The sequence below is a fragment of the Ectothiorhodospiraceae bacterium BW-2 genome (genome assembly GCA_008375315.1).
Taxonomy (GTDB): Bacteria; Pseudomonadota; Gammaproteobacteria; order Thiohalomonadales; family Thiohalomonadaceae; genus BW-2.
In genome coordinates this window covers 2,493,717-2,513,200 of record CP032507.1, presented here as the reverse complement: position 1 = coordinate 2,513,200, position 19,484 = coordinate 2,493,717, and the positions used below count along the sequence as shown (strand labels likewise).

Genomic DNA, 19,484 nt, shown 5'->3' with positions numbered 1-19,484 from the left:
GCGCTCTCGCGTGCAGGCTACTACCGCCGACAGGCTCCGGTTGTCTCCCCCGAGCGAGCCTTCCAAGACCCGTCGCAGCCAATGCGCTGAGTGAGGCAGAGAGGCAAGCCGTTCTGGGGCTTTTGAACAGCGAACGATTCTATGACCAACCTCCGGCAGAGATCTATGCTAGCCTGCTGGATGAAGGGAAATATTACTGTTCAATCAGTACGATGTATCGGATCCTTCGTGCTAATCAACAGACGGGAGAGCGGCGAGCTCAAAAACCGGCCAAATCACACGCTATCCCCGATTACGGGCGACCCGCCCGAATGAGGTTTGGACATGGGATATCACTAAGCTTCCCACCACAGAGCAGGGTAACTTCTTGAATCTCTATGTGGTGATGGATCTCTACAGCCGTTTTATTGTGGCTTGGATGGTCTCAAGGAAGGAGAATAGTGAGCTCTCCAAGCTGTTAATCAGTGACGCAGCGGCTCGCTATCGGGTCGCGCTCAGTGGCTTAACACTGCATCAGGATAGAGGTGTGCCGATGACCGCCAGAGGCTATCTCGACTTGATGGCCGAACTGGGGATCACCTGCTCCCACAGCCGTCCACGAGTCAGTAACGACAATCCGTTTAGCGAGAGTCAATTTAAAACACTCAAGCAACAACCCGATTATCCTCAACGATTGACAGGAGTTGACCATGCCAGAATATGGTTTAGTGACTATGTTGACTGGTACTGTTTCCACCACCACCATCGAGGGATTGCGTGGTTCACTCCAGAGCAGGTATTTACCGGTCGTTACAAGGAGGTTAGCGAGCAGCGTGAACAGGCGCTGAAGCAGGCCTATCAGCAGCATCCGAAACGCTTTATTCATGGTGAGCCCAAGGTTAAGCAACCCCCTACTGAGGTATGGATTAACCCCGCTCTACCGGAGGAGGGGGTGGGGTCGCTGGAGGTCAACTATCCAACCCTGAATAGAGCGAAGGAGAGATGAGTGACGGTGCCGCTAGTGGGTCTATCGTCGATGGCTTTAGCCGGTTGTGGTGGCTGAATGACAGAGCGTTATCCATAGCCCGCCCCCCGGAGACCCCCTTATTATCGTAGGGGGGCGGGCTGTGGGTAACGCGGTGCAGGAGGGAGGTTCCTAGATTAGGGGTTGCAGTTCGCCTTGCAGCTCCCCCTTGCTGAAGGGCTTGGCTCTTGCGGCAAAGGGCCATGAGGGTCATGTTCGCTCCTTGTTGCGTCATGACTCAACATAGGCGAAATTTGCCGGTGAGGGCAGTGGCAATCACCGGCTAGATTTAGAGCTTTATTTTTTTAACAACTGGTCTCAAATTACTTGACAGCTTCCGATGCTCTGCTTGATGAGTCGGGCAGAGCGATAAGTGACCGGTGTGGCGGTATCACGATCTGCGAACTGCACCGTTTTGAGTTTAAAGACGATATAGTATCCAGCGAAGCCCAGCGCTGGATCCGCTTTTTTATGGAAGCACATCGGCTTGATAGCAATAATTTACCCCAATGGATGAGAACCAAAGAGATGAGACAGGCACAGCATACCCTCAGAACATTTTCGGCTAACAAACAGGCTCGTTATCTCTACCTCTCCCGACTTGATGCACAGCGGGAGCACTTAACCATTCTGCATGAGCACGATATGATGGAGCAGGAGCTACAACAAGCTAAAAGTGCGCAGGAGCTGGCTCAAGCCGAGCGGGATCAGGCAATAGAGCGCGAATTAAGGGCTCAAGCCGAGCGAGAGCTGGCTCAAGCCGAGCGGGAGCAGGCTTTAGCTGAGTTAGCGGAGTTAAAAAAGAGACTAAAGTTGTAAGGAGCGTGATTCAAACCGTGCTTTTTAGGCGGTCATGGCCACGAAACCTGAAACCAGTCTCTACGAAACCAGCCCGACAATGCAGATAACCTGTTCCCAATCATTGCATTGCCATAGCTTTATAGCTTTATACTCGGGTTTGGAGCGATTCGTTGATTCGTCGGGATGACACTATTATTTGAGGCTATTGGGTTTTTAGTGGGTCTGGGTACGACCGCTTCCCCGCTAGGAGAGGGTGTCTGCCCAGCGCGACAATAGCCGTTGCAGATTTTGACCCGAAATCGGCTTGGCAATATAGTCATCACCAGATTCCAACCATTTTGCAACTGTAGCGTTTGAGCGCTAAACGATTGACTTAAAAAAGCAAAACAAAGAAGAAAAGCGTTTAATATACTCAGATTATGGCGAAAATTCATTACGAGTGGCCTTTGGTCAGCAATTCAGAGTCACCGCCAAACCAGCATCACTACATAGCCTTGCTTTCTTGGCGACAATACCCCCCCTCTTCTCAACATTTCCTTGTTGAAAAGTCAACTATTTCAAATTGTACAGCGGTGTTGAGTGAGCTTGTCTCCAGTGTGTAATGAGGGTTATCCCGAATTTCGGAGCGGGGATCTCCATCGTCTTTTAATTGATGAGTCGAATCTGGCAGGGGCGCCCGGTGAGTTGGGCTAATTTCGTTACCGACAGTTTTCGTTCAGTCATAACGGCAATCATCTTTCCCCAGATGCGCTTTAAGGTCATCTTCCCCTGCATAACACTTTGAAATGTCTTGCTAAATACCAGTAACTGATTGATGATGTGAGCTATTTGCAAGCACTGGTAGTAATTCTTGGTCGCCAGATAACTCACCCGTGAAAATTTGTGCTCTAATGCATATCCATGATTTTTTTGGGTATTAAAGCCTTCGTTCTCTATTTTCCAGCGTAAGCGTCCGGTACGGCTCAATTCCGGTGCCGTATTCCAGTTGATGGGATAGGAGCTAATGTGAACGAACCGATTTTCAATTATCTGCCCCTCTTTGTCGGTGGTTGTCTCTATGCATTCCAGCCAGTGTAGTTTCACGCCATGATAGTCAATATCGTTAATCCATGTATAGTTTTGCTCAATGACATTATCCTGTTGCCGTAGAATGATTTTTCGTTGATTGCCGGATGTTAACTGGCACAAGGATTTAACCTCTTCCCAAACAGATGGCAGATTGCCATCCTTGAAGGTGACTATCCAGCCCCAACCATACTCTGAGCAAATTTCGAAGAATCCCTGATAAGGATAGAGTCCATCGGCAACCAGACAGATGGGTAGACGCGGAAACGCCGATTTCAACTTTTTTGCTAGGCGTTTGAATGCCTTACGCTCACAATCCTGTTTGTCATAGTTGCCCTCTTCGGGGTTTTCCAGCCACTCTGTGGCAATGGAGATGGCGAAGCCGTTAGCGGTAATCAGTTTGGCCTCTAAAACCATGTTATGCCAGCTACTTTTACCGCTGCTGTAGTCTTTGTGCAGCGCCTGTTCATGGGGACACTCTGTAAAACTATGAATCCCGCTCGCATCCACCGCAATGACAAACCATTCACCAAACAGCCGTTGATTGTGGAATATCTTCTTTTTCAACAGCGCCCTAACCATGGATTGAGTCAGTTTTTGCAGTTGATCCTCCGTGAGTTGTCGCATGACATTATCGACGGTATCCATATGAGGTAGCGGCATTTTGAACAACCGCTGGTAGTTTTTGCGAAAGCGTTTCTCTTCGCGCAGATTATTCATTTCATTACGAGAACCGGCTTTAAAGAGAAACATGGCAATGCAGGCCGTAATAAGAGCCGCCAAATCATAATTAGTAGATGTCCGGCACTCATCCAGCTCTCTCATCTGCTCAAAGAGAGCAGGAAAGAAGTGTGTGATGGTCAGGTGGAGTTGATAGACGACATCTTTGCGCTGTAATTTACGTTTATTCCGATTCTTTTTTTAGACCGGACGGATTGGTTCGAAGCTGATTTTCGTGCAGTTGACATGCGGTTACCTCTCAAAATTGGAGATATATGGGCTATTTTTGCTGGAAAAAATAATTTTTTTGCCAATGTAAGTTTATGAAGTTAGTCGGTTATGGAGCTGCCCCTGAATTGCTGGCCTTTGGTATAAGTTAAAAACTTACTGGGTGTAATTGATGAAAGCAATGAGCGGCAACCGTTATTTTTAACATTGGTAAATTGGTAGTGTCTGCCCTGCCCAAACGATTTTCGGTAATTAACGGCGTGTCAGGGCGGGTTTAAAACCCGCCCCTACTGGCTTGTACAGCGGGATATTTTTTCCCAATTCCATCTTGCACCCACCTCCCCAACGGCCTATTATCAACCCATGATATACAACATCGACCCCAAAGTAGATTGCGTCTTTAAGGCGATATTAGGGCGGCGCAGCCGGCGTCATCTGCTGCTCCACTTTCTTAATGCCATGCTGGAGGATAAGCTGCGCTACCCGCTGGTTAAAGTGACTATCCTTAACCCCTACAGCAGTAAAGATTATGAGACTGACAAGCTCCATATTGTCGATATCAGAGCCGAAGATAGCCGTGGCCGCCAGTTTCAGTTAGAGATTCAGCGTAAAAATTACACCTCGCTGCCAGAGCGTATAGTCTATAGTTGGTGCCACCTCTATCAGGAGCAGCTAGAAGAGGGGATGAACTACGATGAACTACAACCCGTTTACTCCATCTGGCTGTTAACCGAGTCGTTTGGACATAAACGGCTCAATGCGGCCCAACAAGCCGCAAAGACAGCGACTCAAACTAAGAGCCAACCACCTCCACCACTACGACACTATGCTCTGCTTGATGAGTCGGGCAGAGCGATAAGTGACCGGTGTGGCGGTATCACGATCTGCGAACTGCACCGTTTTGAGTTTAAAGACGATATAGTATCCAGCGAAGCCCAGCGCTGGATCCGCTTTTTTATGGAAGCGCATCGGCTTGATAGCAATAATTTACCCCAATGGATGAGAACCAAAGAGATGAGACAGGCACAGCATACCCTCAGAACATTTTCGGCTAACAAACAGGCTCGTTATCTCTACCTCTCCCGACTTGATGCACAGCGGGAGCACTTAACCATTCTGCATGAGCACGATATGATGGAGCAGGAACTACAACAAGCTAAAAGTGCGCAGGAGCTGGCTCAAGCCGAGCGGGATCAGGCTCAAGCCGAGCGGGATCAGGCAATAGAGCGCGAATTAAGGGCTCAAGCCGAGCGAGAGCTGGCTCAAGCCGAGCGGGAGCAGGCTTTAGCTGAGTTAGCGGAGTTAAAAAAGAGACTAAAGTTGTAAGGAGCGTGATTCAAACCGTGCTTTTTAGGCGGTCATGGCCACGAAACCTGAAACCAGTCTCTACGAAACCAGCCCGACAATGCAGATAACCTGTTCCCAATCATTGCATTGCCATAGCTTTATAGCTTTATACTCGGGTTTGGAGCGATTCGTTGATTCGTCGGGATGACACTATTATTTGAGGCTATTGGGTTTTTAGTGGGTCTGGGTACGACCGCTTCCCCGCTAGGAGAGGGTGTCTGCCCAGCGCGACAATAGCCGTTGCAGATTTTGACCCGAAATCGGCTTGGCAATATAGTCATCACCAGATTCCAACCATTTTGCAACTGTAGCGTTTGAGCGCTAAACGATTGACTTAAAAAAGCAAAACAAAGAAGAAAAGCGTTTAATATACTCAGATTATGGCGAAAATTCATTACGAGAGTGGCCTTTGGTATAAGTTAAAAACTTACTGGGTGTAATTGATGAAAGCAATGAGCGGCAACCGTTATTTTTAACATTGGTAAATTGGTAGTGTCTGCCCTGCCCAAACGATTTTCGGTAATTAACGGCGTGTCAGGGCGGGTTTAAAACCCGCCCCTACTGGCTTGTACAGCGGGATATTTTTTCCCAATTCCATCTTGCACCCACCTCCCCAACGGCCTATTATCAACCCATGATATACAACATCGACCCCAAAGTAGATTGCGTCTTTAAGGCGCAGCAATTCAGAGTCACCGCCAAACCAGCATCACTACATAGCCTTGCTTTCTTGGCGACAATACCCCCCCTCTTCTCAACATTTCCTTGTTGAAAAGTCAACTATTTCAAATTGTACAGCGGTGTTGAGTGAGCTTGTCTCCAGTGTGTAATGAGGGTTATCCCGAATTTCGGAGCGGGGATCTCCATCGTCTTTTAATTGATGAGTCGAATCTGGCAGGGGCGCCCGGTGAGTTGGGCTAATTTCGTTACCGACAGTTTTCGTTCAGTCATAACGGCAATCATCTTTCCCCAGATGCGCTTTAAGGTCATCTTCCCCTGCATAACACTTTGAAATGTCTTGCTAAATACCAGTAACTGATTGATGATGTGAGCTATTTGCAAGCACTGGTAGTAATTCTTGGTCGCCAGATAACTCACCCGTGAAAATTTGTGCTCTAATGCATATCCATGATTTTTTTGGGTATTAAAGCCTTCGTTCTCTATTTTCCAGCGTAAGCGTCCGGTACGGCTCAATTCCGGTGCCGTATTCCAGTTGATGGGATAGGAGCTAATGTGAACGAACCGATTTTCAATTATCTGCCCCTCTTTGTCGGTGGTTGTCTCTATGCATTCCAGCCAGTGTAGTTTCACGCCATGATAGTCAATATCGTTAATCCATGTATAGTTTTGCTCAATGACATTATCCTGTTGCCGTAGAATGATTTTTCGTTGATTGCCGGATGTTAACTGGCACAAGGATTTAACCTCTTCCCAAACAGATGGCAGATTGCCATCCTTGAAGGTGACTATCCAGCCCCAACCATACTCTGAGCAAATTTCGAAGAATCCCTGATAAGGATAGAGTCCATCGGCAACCAGACAGATGGGTAGACGCGGAAACGCCGATTTCAACTTTTTTGCTAGGCGTTTGAATGCCTTACGCTCACAATCCTGTTTGTCATAGTTGCCCTCTTCGGGGTTTTCCAGCCACTCTGTGGCAATGGAGATGGCGAAGCCGTTAGCGGTAATCAGTTTGGCCTCTAAAACCATGTTATGCCAGCTACTTTTACCGCTGCTGTAGTCTTTGTGCAGCGCCTGTTCATGGGGACACTCTGTAAAACTATGAATCCCGCTCGCATCCACCGCAATGACAAACCATTCACCAAACAGCCGTTGATTGTGGAATATCTTCTTTTTCAACAGCGCCCTAACCATGGATTGAGTCAGTTTTTGCAGTTGATCCTCCGTGAGTTGTCGCATGACATTATCGACGGTATCCATATGAGGTAGCGGCATTTTGAACAACCGCTGGTAGTTTTTGCGAAAGCGTTTCTCTTCGCGCAGATTATTCATTTCATTACGAGAACCGGCTTTAAAGAGAAACATGGCAATGCAGGCCGTAATAAGAGCCGCCAAATCATAATTAGTAGATGTCCGGCACTCATCCAGCTCTCTCATCTGCTCAAAGAGAGCAGGAAAGAAGTGTGTGATGGTCAGGTGGAGTTGATAGACGACATCTTTGCGCTGTAATTTACGTTTATTCCGATTCTTTTTTTAGACCGGACGGATTGGTTCGAAGCTGATTTTCGTGCAGTTGACATGCGGTTACCTCTCAAAATTGGAGATATATGGGCTATTTTTGCTGGAAAAAATAATTTTTTTGCCAATGTAAGTTTATGAAGTTAGTCGGTTATGGAGCTGCCCCTGAATTGCTGTTAAGGCGATATTAGGGCGGCGCAGCCGGCGTCATCTGCTGCTCCACTTTCTTAATGCCATGCTGGAGGATAAGCTGCGCTACCCGCTGGTTAAAGTGACTATCCTTAACCCCTACAGCAGTAAAGATTATGAGACTGACAAGCTCCATATTGTCGATATCAGAGCCGAAGATAGCCGTGGCCGCCAGTTTCAGTTAGAGATTCAGCGTAAAAATTACACCTCGCTGCCAGAGCGTATAGTCTATAGTTGGTGCCACCTCTATCAGGAGCAGCTAGAAGAGGGGATGAACTACGATGAACTACAACCCGTTTACTCCATCTGGCTGTTAACCGAGTCGTTTGGACATAAACGGCTCAATGCGGCCCAACAAGCCGCAAAGACAGCGACTCAAACTAAGAGCCAACCACCTCCACCACTACGACACTATGCTCTGCTTGATGAGTCGGGCAGAGCGATAAGTGACCGGTGTGGCGGTATCACGATCTGCGAACTGCACCGTTTTGAGTTTAAAGACGATATAGTATCCAGCGAAGCCCAGCGCTGGATCCGCTTTTTTATGGAAGCGCATCGGCTTGATAGCAATAATTTACCCCAATGGATGAGAACCAAAGAGATGAGACAGGCACAGCATACCCTCAGAACATTTTCGGCTAACAAACAGGCTCGTTATCTCTACCTCTCCCGACTTGATGCACAGCGGGAGCACTTAACCATTCTGCATGAGCACGATATGATGGAGCAGGAGCTACAACAAGCTAAAAGTGCGCAGGAGCTGGCTCAAGCCGAGCGGGATCAGGCAATAGAGCGCGAATTAAGGGCTCAAGCCGAGCGAGAGCTGGCTCAAGCCGAGCGGGAGCAGGCAATAGAGCGCGAATTAAGGGCTCAAGCCGAGCGGGAGCAGGCAATAGAGCGCGAATTAAGGGCTCAAGCCGAGCGAGAGCAGGCTCAAGCCGAGCGGGAGCAGGCTTTAGCTGAGTTAGCGGAGTTAAAAAAGAGACTAAAGTTGTAAGGAGCGTGATTCAAACCGTGCTTTTTAGGCGGTCATGGCCACGAAACCTGAAACCAGTCTCTACGAAACCAGCCCGACAATGCAGATAACCTGTTCCCAATCATTGCATTGCCATAGCTTTATAGCTTTATACTCGGGTTTGGAGCGATTCGTTGATTCGTCGGGATGACACTATTCAATACCTTCGCCAAAATTATTCATGCTAGGCAGCCTTAGGTATCTGATTAATACGGCCTCTATTAGCCGCCTGCTGAATAATTTGGTCAATAATAACCGCATCCGGCATTTCCGGAAGCAATTTTAAAGCTTCCAAGACATATTGGAGCCCTCTGAACTGCGCTTTGAGATCGTTCACACTGAAGTCTGGACACTCTTCACGCATGGACTGGCGTAATATATAAGAGAGGTTAACCATCAGCATCGCAAGATTAGCACTGTTGTAAACTGGTGTTTGTTTGACGGCCATAAAATCTTCCAGTCCCCAGTACTGCTTGGCATCCCTAAAATTGAACTCAATTTGGAATCTGAGTCGGTAGTAGTCAACCAACTTCTCATAGCCTAATTCCACATCACTGCTGAAGAGAATGACATGAGAGTGTGCACCACTCATTTGATTCGTTTTGACAATGATTACAACATTCAGTAAATCGGCAAATTTCTTGTGGAAAACAGGCATCTGATAGATGTCCGTTCGAATATGGTCTTCAGTCGATGTGTTTTTGAGATACGCTTGTGGCAGGTTGCGATAATCAAGCCGTTCACCCTATTTGCGTCGTCGGCCTCGGCCACTGTAGGGACTGTCATAGGGGAGATAAAGTGCTGAATTGCAGCGTAGCTTTGAGATGAGGTGTAATTTCAATTGTTGAACCATTTGCAGGGCGTTATTGTGTCCAAATGCGCCGTCGAAAACAAAATAGCGGATTAAAATCCGGCCATTGATCCGCGTTAATACCTGATTTATCAATCCTTTTGCAAACTGCAAATAAGGAGATAACTCGACTTCTTTAAGGTTTCGATTGCTACTCCCTTTCGGACGACCGCTCTTTTTTTCTTTAACGCTACTCGTTCCTTTAGGACAGCTCGCCGCTGCCTCTTTTATAATCGGCTCTAGCAGCATCGGGTGCGAACTGCGTCGCTTTACATTAATAAGTGATAGACTGAAAAAGCACAATCCGGGTACCGTCTTGCCATATATTGAAGAAAAAAATCGTTCCAAGCCATATGTTTTTTTACCCGATTTCGTGACCACAACCTCATCCGCAGCCATCACCCATTCGGTATCCTCTCCTAAAAGATGGCTCTGAAACAGCGACCAATTCAGTTGTGGCCAATTAATCGTGCTATGAAAAAAACGCTGAAGTGTACGATAACTCCCCCCTCGACCGCTCCAGCGGGAAAGTCCCAACATGGTGACTCGGCCTGTCATCGACAGCATCGCTTCAGCGATTCGAACTAAACGACGCTGATTTGTTTTTCCGGCCTTGTTCATCGTTTCGTCACCCTTGCGATTTCTATTATGCCCATCCAACCAAGTGTGATTCAAACCGTGCTTTTTAGACGACCCTTTTTTCCAGTAATCCACGGCGTGTAGGGGCGGGTTTCAAACCCGCCCCTACGAAACCCGGGTATTGTTCATCGTCTCGTCACCCTCATGAGGCATAACTCCCTCGCCTTCCCTTTTCGCCTCCCCCAGCGGGGAGGGGTGGAGGGGAGCTGACGAAGAGATGAACAAGGCCGTTTTTCCTAACTCGTAGCTTAAACAGGTTAAAAGTAGCATAATGTCTGGCATGGGCTGGGGCTCCGGTGTTCGCTTGTTGTTTTGTCACTTAAGCTTATCACCTTAGCCCCTCGCCCTCCTCATTTTTTTGGCGAAGGTATTGACTATTATTTGAGGCTATTGGGTTTTTAGTGGGTCTGGGTACGACCGCTTCCCCGCTAGGAGAGGGTGTCTGCCCAGCGCGACAATAGCCGTTGCAGATTTTGACCCGAAATCGGCTTGGCAATATAGTCATCACCAGATTCCAACCATTTTGCAACTGTAGCGTTTGAGCGCTAAACGATTGACTTAAAAAAGCAAAACAAAGAAGAAAAGCGTTTAATATACTCAGATTATGGCGAAAATTCATTACGAGTGGCCTTTGGTATAAGTTAAAAACTTACTGGATGTAATTGATGAAAGCAATGAGCGGCAACCGTTATTTTTAACATTGGTAAATTGGTAGTGTCTGCCCTGCCCAAACGATTTTCGGTAATTAACGGCGTGTCAGGGCGGGTTTAAAACCCGCCCCTACTGGCTTGTACAGCGGGATATTTTTTCCCAATTCCATCTTGCACCCACCTCCCCAACGGCCTATTATCAACCCATGATATACAACATCGACCCCAAAGTAGATTGCGTCTTTAAGGCGATATTAGGGCGGCGCAGCCGGCGTCATCTGCTGCTCCACTTTCTTAATGCCATGCTGGAGGATAAGCTGCGCTACCCGCTGGTTAAAGTGACTATCCTTAACCCCTACAGCAGTAAAGATTATGAGACTGACAAGCTCCATATTGTCGATATCAGAGCCGAAGATAGCCGTGGCCGCCAGTTTCAGTTAGAGATTCAGCGTAAAAATTACACCTCGCTGCCAGAGCGTATAGTCTATAGTTGGTGCCACCTCTATCAGGAGCAGCTAGAAGAGGGGATGAACTACGATGAACTACAACCCGTTTACTCCATCTGGCTGTTAACCGAGTCGTTTGGACATAAACGGCTCAATGCGGCCCAACAAGCCGCAAAGACAGCGACTCAAACTAAGAGCCAACCACCTCCACCACTACGACACTATGCTCTGCTTGATGAGTCGGGCAGAGCGATAAGTGACCGGTGTGGCGGTATCACGATCTGCGAACTGCACCGTTTTGAGTTTAAAGACGATATAGTATCCAGCGAAGCCCAGCGCTGGATCCGCTTTTTTATGGAAGCGCATCGGCTTGATAGCAATAATTTACCCCAATGGATGAGAACCAAAGAGATGAGACAGGCACAGCATACCCTCAGAACATTTTCGGCTAACAAACAGGCTCGTTATCTCTACCTCTCCCGACTTGATGCACAGCGGGAGCACTTAACCATTCTGCATGAGCACGATATGATGGAGCAGGAGCTACAACAAGCTAAAAGTGCGCAGGAGCTGGCTCAAGCCGAGCGGGATCAGGCAATAGAGCGCGAATTAAGGGCTCAAGCCGAGCGAGAGCTGGCTCAAGCCGAGCGGGAGCAGGCAATAGAGCGCGAATTAAGGGCTCAAGCCGAGCGAGAGCAGGCTCAAGCCGAGCGGGAGCAGGCTCAAGCCGAGCGGGAGCAGGCTTTAGCTGAGTTAGCGGAGTTAAAAAAGAGACTAAAGTTGTAAGGAGCGTGATTCAAACCGTGCTTTTTAGGCGGTCATGGCCACGAAACCTGAAACCAGTCTCTACGAAACCAGCCCGACAATGCAGATAACCTGTTCCCAATCATTGCATTGCCATAGCTTTATAGCTTTATACTCGGGTTTGGAGCGATTCGTTGATTCGTCGGGATGACACTATTATTTGAGGCTATTGGGTTTTTAGTGGGTCTGGGTACGACCGCTTCCCCGCTAGGAGAGGGTGTCTGCCCAGCGCGACAATAGCCGTTGCAGATTTTGACCCGAAATCGGCTTGGCAATATAGTCATCACCAGATTCCAACCATTTTGCAACTGTAGCGTTTGAGCGCTAAACGATTGACTTAAAAAAGCAAAACAAAGAAGAAAAGCGTTTAATATACTCAGATTATGGCGAAAATTCATTACGAGAGTGGCCTTTGGTATAAGTTAAAAACTTACTGGGTGTAATTGATGAAAGCAATGAGCGGCAACCGTTATTTTTAACATTGGTAAATTGGTAGTGTCTGCCCTGCCCAAACGATTTTCGGTAATTAACGGCGTGTCAGGGCGGGTTTAAAACCCGCCCCTACTGGCTTGTACAGCGGGATATTTTTTCCCAATTCCATCTTGCACCCACCTCCCCAACGGCCTATTATCAACCCATGATATACAACATCGACCCCAAAGTAGATTGCGTCTTTAAGGCGATATTAGGGCGGCGCAGCCGGCGTCATCTGCTGCTCCACTTTCTTAATGCCATGCTGGAGGATAAGCTGCGCTACCCGCTGGTTAAAGTGACTATCCTTAACCCCTACAGCAGTAAAGATTATGAGACTGACAAGCTCCATATTGTCGATATCAGAGCCGAAGATAGCCGTGGCCGCCAGTTTCAGTTAGAGATTCAGCGTAAAAATTACACCTCGCTGCCAGAGCGTATAGTCTATAGTTGGTGCCACCTCTATCAGGAGCAGCTAGAAGAGGGGATGAACTACGATGAACTACAACCCGTTTACTCCATCTGGCTGTTAACCGAGTCGTTTGGACATAAACGGCTCAATGCGGCCCAACAAGCCGCAAAGACAGCGACTCAAACTAAGAGCCAACCACCTCCACCACTACGACACTATGCTCTGCTTGATGAGTCGGGCAGAGCGATAAGTGACCGGTGTGGCGGTATCACGATCTGCGAACTGCACCGTTTTGAGTTTAAAGACGATATAGTATCCAGCGAAGCCCAGCGCTGGATCCGCTTTTTTATGGAAGCGCATCGGCTTGATAGCAATAATTTACCCCAATGGATGAGAACCAAAGAGATGAGACAGGCACAGCATACCCTCAGAACATTTTCGGCTAACAAACAGGCTCGTTATCTCTACCTCTCCCGACTTGATGCACAGCGGGAGCACTTAACCATTCTGCATGAGCACGATATGATGGAGCAGGAGCTACAACAAGCTAAAAGTGCGCAGGAGCTGGCTCAAGCCGAGCGGGATCAGGCAATAGAGCGCGAATTAAGGGCTCAAGCCGAGCGAGAGCTGGCTCAAGCCGAGCGGGAGCAGGCAATAGAGCGCGAATTAAGGGCTCAAGCCGAGCGGGAGCAGGCAATAGAGCGCGAATTAAGGGCTCAAGCCGAGCGAGAGCAGGCTCAAGCCGAGCGAGAGCAGGCTCAAGCCGAGCGGGAGCAGGCTTTAGCTGAGTTAGCGGAGTTAAAAAAGAGACTAAAGTTGTAAGGAGCGTGATTCAAACCGTGCTTTTTAGGCGGTCATGGCCACGAAACCTGAAACCAGTCTCTACGAAACCAGCCCGACAATGCAGATAACCTGTTCCCAATCATTGCATTGCCATAGCTTTATAGCTTTATACTCGGGTTTGGAGCGATTCGTTGATTCGTCGGGATGACACTATTATTTGAGGCTATTGGGTTTTTAGTGGGTCTGGGTACGACCGCTTCCCCGCTAGGAGAGGGTGTCTGCCCAGCGCGACAATAGCCGTTGCAGATTTTGACCCGAAATCGGCTTGGCAATATAGTCATCACCAGATTCCAACCATTTTGCAACTGTAGCGTTTGAGCGCTAAACGATTGACTTAAAAAAGCAAAACAAAGAAGAAAAGCGTTTAATATACTCAGATTATGGCGAAAATTCATTACGAGAGTGGCCTTTGGTATAAGTTAAAAACTTACTGGGTGTAATTGATGAAAGCAATGAGCGGCAACCGTTATTTTTAACATTGGTAAATTGGTAGTGTCTGCCCTGCCCAAACGATTTTCGGTAATTAACGGCGTGTCAGGGCGGGTTTAAAACCCGCCCCTACTGGCTTGTACAGCGGGATATTTTTTCCCAATTCCATCTTGCACCCACCTCCCCAACGGCCTATTATCAACCCATGATATACAACATCGACCCCAAAGTAGATTGCGTCTTTAAGGCGATATTAGGGCGGCGCAGCCGGCGTCATCTGCTGCTCCACTTTCTTAATGCCATGCTGGAGGATAAGCTGCGCTACCCGCTGGTTAAAGTGACTATCCTTAACCCCTACAGCAGTAAAGATTATGAGACTGACAAGCTCCATATTGTCGATATCAGAGCCGAAGATAGCCGTGGCCGCCAGTTTCAGTTAGAGATTCAGCGTAAAAATTACACCTCGCTGCCAGAGCGTATAGTCTATAGTTGGTGCCACCTCTATCAGGAGCAGCTAGAAGAGGGGATGAACTACGATGAACTACAACCCGTTTACTCCATCTGGCTGTTAACCGAGTCGTTTGGACATAAACGGCTCAATGCGGCCCAACAAGCCGCAAAGACAGCGACTCAAACTAAGAGCCAACCACCTCCACCACTACGACACTATGCTCTGCTTGATGAGTCGGGCAGAGCGATAAGTGACCGGTGTGGCGGTATCACGATCTGCGAACTGCACCGTTTTGAGTTTAAAGACGATATAGTATCCAGCGAAGCCCAGCGCTGGATCCGCTTTTTTATGGAAGCGCATCGGCTTGATAGCAATAATTTACCCCAATGGATGAGAACCAAAGAGATGAGACAGGCACAGCATACCCTCAGAACATTTTCGGCTAACAAACAGGCTCGTTATCTCTACCTCTCCCGACTTGATGCACAGCGGGAGCACTTAACCATTCTGCATGAGCACGATATGATGGAGCAGGAGCTACAACAAGCTAAAAGTGCGCAGGAGCTGGCTCAAGCCGAGCGGGATCAGGCAATAGAGCGCGAATTAAGGGCTCAAGCCGAGCGAGAGCTGGCTCAAGCCGAGCGGGAGCAGGCAATAGAGCGCGAATTAAGGGCTCAAGCCGAGCGAGAGCAGGCTCAAGCCGAGCGGGAGCAGGCTTTAGCTGAGTTAGCGGAGTTAAAAAAGAGACTAAAGTTGTAAGGAGCGTGATTCAAACCGTGCTTTTTAGGCGGTCATGGCCACGAAACCTGAAACCAGTCTCTACGAAACCAGCCCGACAATGCAGATAACCTGTTCCCAATCATTGCATTGCCATAGCTTTATAGCTTTATACTCGGGTTTGGAGCGATTCGTTGATTCGTCGGGATGACACTATTATTTGAGGCTATTGGGTTTTTAGTGGGTCTGGGTACGACCGCTTCCCCGCTAGGAGAGGGTGTCTGCCCAGCGCGACAATAGCCGTTGCAGATTTTGACCCGAAATCGGCTTGGCAATATAGTCATCACCAGATTCCAACCATTTTGCAACTGTAGCGTTTGAGCGCTAAACGATTGACTTAAAAAAGCAAAACAAAGAAGAAAAGCGTTTAATATACTCAGATTATGGCGAAAATTCATTACGAGAGTGGCCTTTGGTATAAGTTAAAAACTTACTGGGTGTAATTGATGAAAGCAATGAGCGGCAACCGTTATTTTTAACATTGGTAAATTGGTAGTGTCTGCCCTGCCCAAACGATTTTCGGTAATTAACGGCGTGTCAGGGCGGGTTTAAAACCCGCCCCTACTGGCTTGTACAGCGGGATATTTTTTCCCAATTCCATCTTGCACCCACCTCCCCAACGGCCTATTATCAACCCATGATATACAACATCGACCCCAAAGTAGATTGCGTCTTTAAGGCGATATTAGGGCGGCGCAGCCGGCGTCATCTGCTGCTCCACTTTCTTAATGCCATGCTGGAGGATAAGCTGCGCTACCCGCTGGTTAAAGTGACTATCCTTAACCCCTACAGCAGTAAAGATTATGAGACTGACAAGCTCCATATTGTCGATATCAGAGCCGAAGATAGCCGTGGCCGCCAGTTTCAGTTAGAGATTCAGCGTAAAAATTACACCTCGCTGCCAGAGCGTATAGTCTATAGTTGGTGCCACCTCTATCAGGAGCAGCTAGAAGAGGGGATGAACTACGATGAACTACAACCCGTTTACTCCATCTGGCTGTTAACCGAGTCGTTTGGACATAAACGGCTCAATGCGGCCCAACAAGCCGCAAAGACAGCGACTCAAACTAAGAGCCAACCACCTCCACCACTACGACACTATGCTCTGCTTGATGAGTCGGGCAGAGCGATAAGTGACCGGTGTGGCGGTATCACGATCTGCGAACTGCACCGTTTTGAGTTTAAAGACGATATAGTATCCAGCGAAGCCCAGCGCTGGATCCGCTTTTTTATGGAAGCACATCGGCTTGATAGCAATAATTTACCCCAATGGATGAGAACCAAAGAGATGAGACAGGCACAGCATACCCTCAGAACATTTTCGGCTAACAAACAGGCTCGTTATCTCTACCTCTCCCGACTTGATGCACAGCGGGAGCACTTAACCATTCTGCATGAGCACGATATGATGGAGCAGGAACTACAACAAGCTAAAAGTGCGCAGGAGCTGGCTCAAGCCGAGCGGGATCAGGCAATAGAGCGCGAATTAAGGGCTCAAGCCGAGCGGGAGCAGGCAATAGAGCGCGAATTAAGGGCTCAAGCCGAGCGAGAGCAGGCTCAAGCCGAGCGGGAGCAGGCTTTAGCTGAGTTAGCGGAGTTAAAAAAGAGACTAAAGTTGTAAGGAGCGTGATTCAAACCGTGCTTTTTAGGCGGTCATGGCCACGAAACCTGAAACCAGTCTCTACGAAACCAGCCCGACAATGCAGATAACCTGTTCCCAATCATTGCATTGCCATAGCTTTATAGCTTTATACTCGGGTTTGGAGCGATTCGTTGATTCGTCGGGATGACACTATTTCTAATGCCCAAACGATTTTCGGTAACTAACGGCGTGTCAGGGCGGGTTTGAAACTCGCCCCTACTCAATGAGGCCAAAGAGGGGCGAGAGGTTAGTAGCGCTCTTTTCAGTATAGGCATGAGCAAGGAGACGAGAAAAACCGCCCAACCATACCCCCATCGCCACAGCAGTAGCAAAGGATAAAAAATAAAAAATCAAAATCACTGTCCGCTACGAACCAGCCGCACACCGTAAGAGTAGGGACGGAAGTTGTTGTTGGAGTTGCCATTGTTGAAATAGACACGCCAGGCAAAGTCACTAACGTTGGCATTGGCCGAAGCCGACCAGACATACGAGCTAGGCGTATTAGGAAATACCACATTATTAATGGCCGGAGAGTTGCGACAAGTTTCCACCAATGACAGCAACTCGTTTAGATTAGGCAGACGCCAATCGGTATAACCGGCAAAGCCACCCCCCACATTGAGCGACGCTGGGCGTTGCAGCGCACCTTGCCAAGTGAAGGTTTGCGCACTGCCGGTCGAGCAGTCGCCGCCACTGAGCCCCTCAACACACTGCTTCCACATCAAGCCGGTGACGGTATCGGTGACGGTACCATCGCCATGAACGGTAAATTGGCTATCGGGGGTCGAAGGTGGGAGGGCTGAGTTATTGCAGGTCACCGCCTGTAGCGAGAGGGGCAGTAGCATTAGCAGGGCTATGATTACGGTTGCAGGGAACATAGATTTACTCCTAGGTGAGTGTCGATAAAGTGGATTTGGCGTCGTTTTAGCCCGCCGCGAAGATAGCCTGACTCAATGACATGAATATGGCGCACCATCGTAAAGGGTGAGCGCGACAGACTAGGGGCAGTGACTAGGGGCTGAAAGTGGTCAAACTCGCTGCCTCGTTGGATAGTGAGTTCGCTATAGGGGTAGGTGCGCCGGAAGTAGCGCACTTGGCTACGATAGCTGCTCACCTGTTGTGGTTGCCAAAGGGGGGTTAGGCGTCCCTCCCGATAATAAAATAGCAGCGAGAGCCAGCGGTAGCGCTGTTCAAATAGGGAGGCGATTAAGCGGTGGCTCGATGCGTGGCGAAAGTGGCCTAAGTAGCTCGCTAGCAGCGCTCGTAACGATTCGCGCTGGGGGGGCGAGAGTCGTAGTCGTTGGCCGCTTTGGGGGCTGTTTAGTAGATTCTGTTGCTGCCAGCGGTAGAGTTTTTGTCGTAAATGGCCAATAACTCGTCGCCGCACGAGTAGGTAGTGGGGGCGAACGATATAGCCTAAAAAGTCGGCACCGTTATGAATCGGCCGAAGCGGTGGCGACGCTTTTAGTTGTAACTGCAGCCGTTTAGCCAAAAAGTCGCTGATGGCGTGTTGCCACTGCTGTAGTTGCCCTCTGTCAGGGTGGAGCAGAATAAAGTCATCGACATATCTGATGTAGTGACGGCATTTGAGTTGATGTTTGATAAATTGGTCTAGCTCGTTGAGATAGACATTAGCAAAGAACTGGCTAGTGAGATTGCCAATCGGCAGGCCCTTACCTTCGGCGACAGACTCTAGCCGTTTATGCGCTGGCACTTGGTAACGCGCCTGAGGGGGGCCGACCCAACGCGCTTCGCGGCCGACATGGGGTTTGAGGATGTGGTGCGACAGGTCGCGAAGACGCTCTGCCTCTACGACGGTTAAGAGTTTGGCTTTCACTGACCGCGCAAGACGGTGTTGCAACAGTTGGAATAGTCTCACTTTATCGATGCTATGAAAAAAGTTGCGAATATCGAGCTGCAGGTAGTAGCCGCCGCCTGCTGCTGGTTGTGCTTGGTTATTGACGCTACGCATGAAGTGTTGCAGTCTGACAACGGCGGTATGGCTCCCTTTGTTGCGCCGATTGGAGTAGAGGTCGTCAATCAATATCGGCTCATATAGCCGCTCTAGCCGTGGAACCAGCCAGTGGTGTATCACTCGGTCGGCGTAGGGGGCGGCGTGAATCTCCCTTGCTTTGGGGTGAGTGGTAACAAAAACGACAGAGCGGCTAGGTCTCCAAGTGCCTCGTTGCAGAGCTTGCACTGCCGTTGCGAGGTTATCTAACAGATAGACCTCATAACGCTGTGCTTGGGGTGAGCGCCGTTTCCGGCGCCGACACGCTAACCACGCATGGTAGAGTGAGCTGTAGTCAAACGCCACCCGAGTATCACTCTCCGCTACGAACCAGCCGCACACCGTAAGAGTTGGTACGGTTGTTGTTGTTGGAGTTGCCATTGTTGAAATTGACATTCCAGGCATTGTCACTATTGTTGGCATTGGCCGAAGCCGACCAGACATTCGAGCCTTAGCCGCTGGTATTGCTCGCGCCCGTCCCATCCCGAGGGG

12 protein-coding genes and 1 pseudogene are annotated in these 19,484 nt (G+C 48.8%); 8 read left to right on the top strand and 5 right to left on the bottom strand.

The features are described 5' to 3' along the window. Positions 1-274 precede the first annotated feature (274 nt). Together D5085_12140 and D5085_12135 are read left to right on the top strand one after the other, a co-directional pair. The gene (locus D5085_12140) at positions 275-985 is read left to right on the top strand and encodes a transposase (GenBank protein QEP43807.1); all 711 of its coding nucleotides are present in this window, start codon (positions 275-277) and stop codon (positions 983-985) included. 330 nt (positions 986-1,315) lie between these two features. Further along, a complete protein-coding gene (locus tag D5085_12135) occupies positions 1,316-1,822 on the top strand; it encodes a hypothetical protein (protein ID QEP43806.1) in 507 nt (168 codons plus the stop codon). Positions 1,823-2,449: 627 nt separating this feature from the next. Here the strand turns inward: D5085_12135 and D5085_12130 are convergent. Continuing rightward, positions 2,450-3,694: a hypothetical protein gene (locus D5085_12130; protein ID QEP43805.1), complete on the bottom strand. Its 1,245-nt coding sequence runs from the start codon at positions 3,692-3,694 to the stop codon at positions 2,450-2,452. A 486-nt stretch (positions 3,695-4,180) separates the two neighbouring features. Between D5085_12130 and D5085_12125 the strand changes: the two genes are divergently transcribed. Next, complete coding sequence (locus D5085_12125; protein QEP43804.1) at positions 4,181-5,143, top strand: Rpn family recombination-promoting nuclease/putative transposase; 963 nt, start codon at positions 4,181-4,183, stop codon at positions 5,141-5,143. 894 nt (positions 5,144-6,037) lie between these two features. Here the strand turns inward: D5085_12125 and D5085_12120 are convergent. Then, a complete protein-coding gene (locus D5085_12120; GenBank protein ID QEP43803.1) occupies positions 6,038-7,282 on the bottom strand; it encodes a hypothetical protein in 1,245 nt (414 codons plus the stop codon). A gap of 250 nt (positions 7,283-7,532) precedes the next feature. Here D5085_12120 and D5085_12115 point away from each other — a divergent pair, with 250 nt between their 5' ends. After that, entirely contained in the window at positions 7,533-8,549 is a 1,017-nt protein-coding gene (locus D5085_12115) for an Rpn family recombination-promoting nuclease/putative transposase (GenBank protein QEP43802.1), read from the top strand. Between the two features lie 202 nt (positions 8,550-8,751). On the opposite strand, the pseudogene D5085_12110 reads toward D5085_12115, so the two are convergent. Further along, positions 8,752-10,038: pseudogene (locus D5085_12110) on the bottom strand (IS701 family transposase). A gap of 874 nt (positions 10,039-10,912) precedes the next feature. On the opposite strand from D5085_12110, the gene D5085_12105 reads away from it, so the two are divergent. The 4 genes from D5085_12105 to D5085_12090 all read left to right on the top strand — a co-directional run bounded on the left by D5085_12105 (position 10,913) and on the right by D5085_12090 (position 16,960). Continuing rightward, on the top strand, positions 10,913-11,938 hold the full coding sequence (locus D5085_12105; GenBank protein ID QEP43801.1) for an Rpn family recombination-promoting nuclease/putative transposase: 1,026 nt from the start codon (positions 10,913-10,915) through the stop codon (positions 11,936-11,938). Positions 11,939-12,593: 655 nt separating this feature from the next. Beyond that, positions 12,594-13,661, top strand: a complete 1,068-nt coding sequence (locus D5085_12100; protein ID QEP43800.1) for an Rpn family recombination-promoting nuclease/putative transposase — start codon at positions 12,594-12,596, stop codon at positions 13,659-13,661. Positions 13,662-14,316: 655 nt separating this feature from the next. Next, positions 14,317-15,321 carry an Rpn family recombination-promoting nuclease/putative transposase gene (locus D5085_12095; GenBank protein QEP43799.1) on the top strand — a complete coding sequence of 335 codons (1,005 nt, stop codon included), beginning with the start codon at positions 14,317-14,319 and terminating at the stop codon, positions 15,319-15,321. Positions 15,322-15,976: 655 nt separating this feature from the next. Continuing rightward, positions 15,977-16,960 (top strand): Rpn family recombination-promoting nuclease/putative transposase, encoded by a 984-nt coding sequence (locus tag D5085_12090; GenBank protein QEP43798.1) that lies wholly within the window; start codon positions 15,977-15,979, stop codon positions 16,958-16,960. Between the two features lie 377 nt (positions 16,961-17,337). Here D5085_12090 and D5085_12085 read toward each other — a convergent pair whose 3' ends face one another. After that, the gene (locus D5085_12085) at positions 17,338-17,859 is read right to left on the bottom strand and encodes a DUF1566 domain-containing protein (protein QEP43797.1); all 522 of its coding nucleotides are present in this window, start codon (positions 17,857-17,859) and stop codon (positions 17,338-17,340) included. Beyond that, positions 17,841-19,436, bottom strand: coding sequence for an RNA-directed DNA polymerase (locus D5085_12080; protein ID QEP43796.1), 1,596 nt, complete (start codon positions 19,434-19,436; stop codon positions 17,841-17,843). The genes D5085_12085 and D5085_12080 overlap by 19 nt, the downstream gene beginning before the upstream one ends. Positions 19,437-19,484 lie beyond the last annotated feature (48 nt).

Coding starts and splice junctions, on each gene's coding strand:
- D5085_12090 (QEP43798.1), top strand. CDS start 15,977: ATGATATACAACATCGACCCCAAAGTAGATTGCGTCTTTAAGGCGATA.
- D5085_12095 (QEP43799.1), top strand. CDS start 14,317: ATGATATACAACATCGACCCCAAAGTAGATTGCGTCTTTAAGGCGATA.
- D5085_12100 (QEP43800.1), top strand. CDS start 12,594: ATGATATACAACATCGACCCCAAAGTAGATTGCGTCTTTAAGGCGATA.
- D5085_12125 (QEP43804.1), top strand. CDS start 4,181: ATGATATACAACATCGACCCCAAAGTAGATTGCGTCTTTAAGGCGATA.
- D5085_12120 (QEP43803.1), bottom strand. CDS start 7,282: ATGAGAGAGCTGGATGAGTGCCGGACATCTACTAATTATGATTTGGCG.
- D5085_12085 (QEP43797.1), bottom strand. CDS start 17,859: ATGTTCCCTGCAACCGTAATCATAGCCCTGCTAATGCTACTGCCCCTC.
- D5085_12130 (QEP43805.1), bottom strand. CDS start 3,694: ATGAGAGAGCTGGATGAGTGCCGGACATCTACTAATTATGATTTGGCG.
- D5085_12080 (QEP43796.1), bottom strand. CDS start 19,436: ATGTCTGGTCGGCTTCGGCCAATGCCAACAATAGTGACAATGCCTGGA.
- D5085_12105 (QEP43801.1), top strand. CDS start 10,913: ATGATATACAACATCGACCCCAAAGTAGATTGCGTCTTTAAGGCGATA.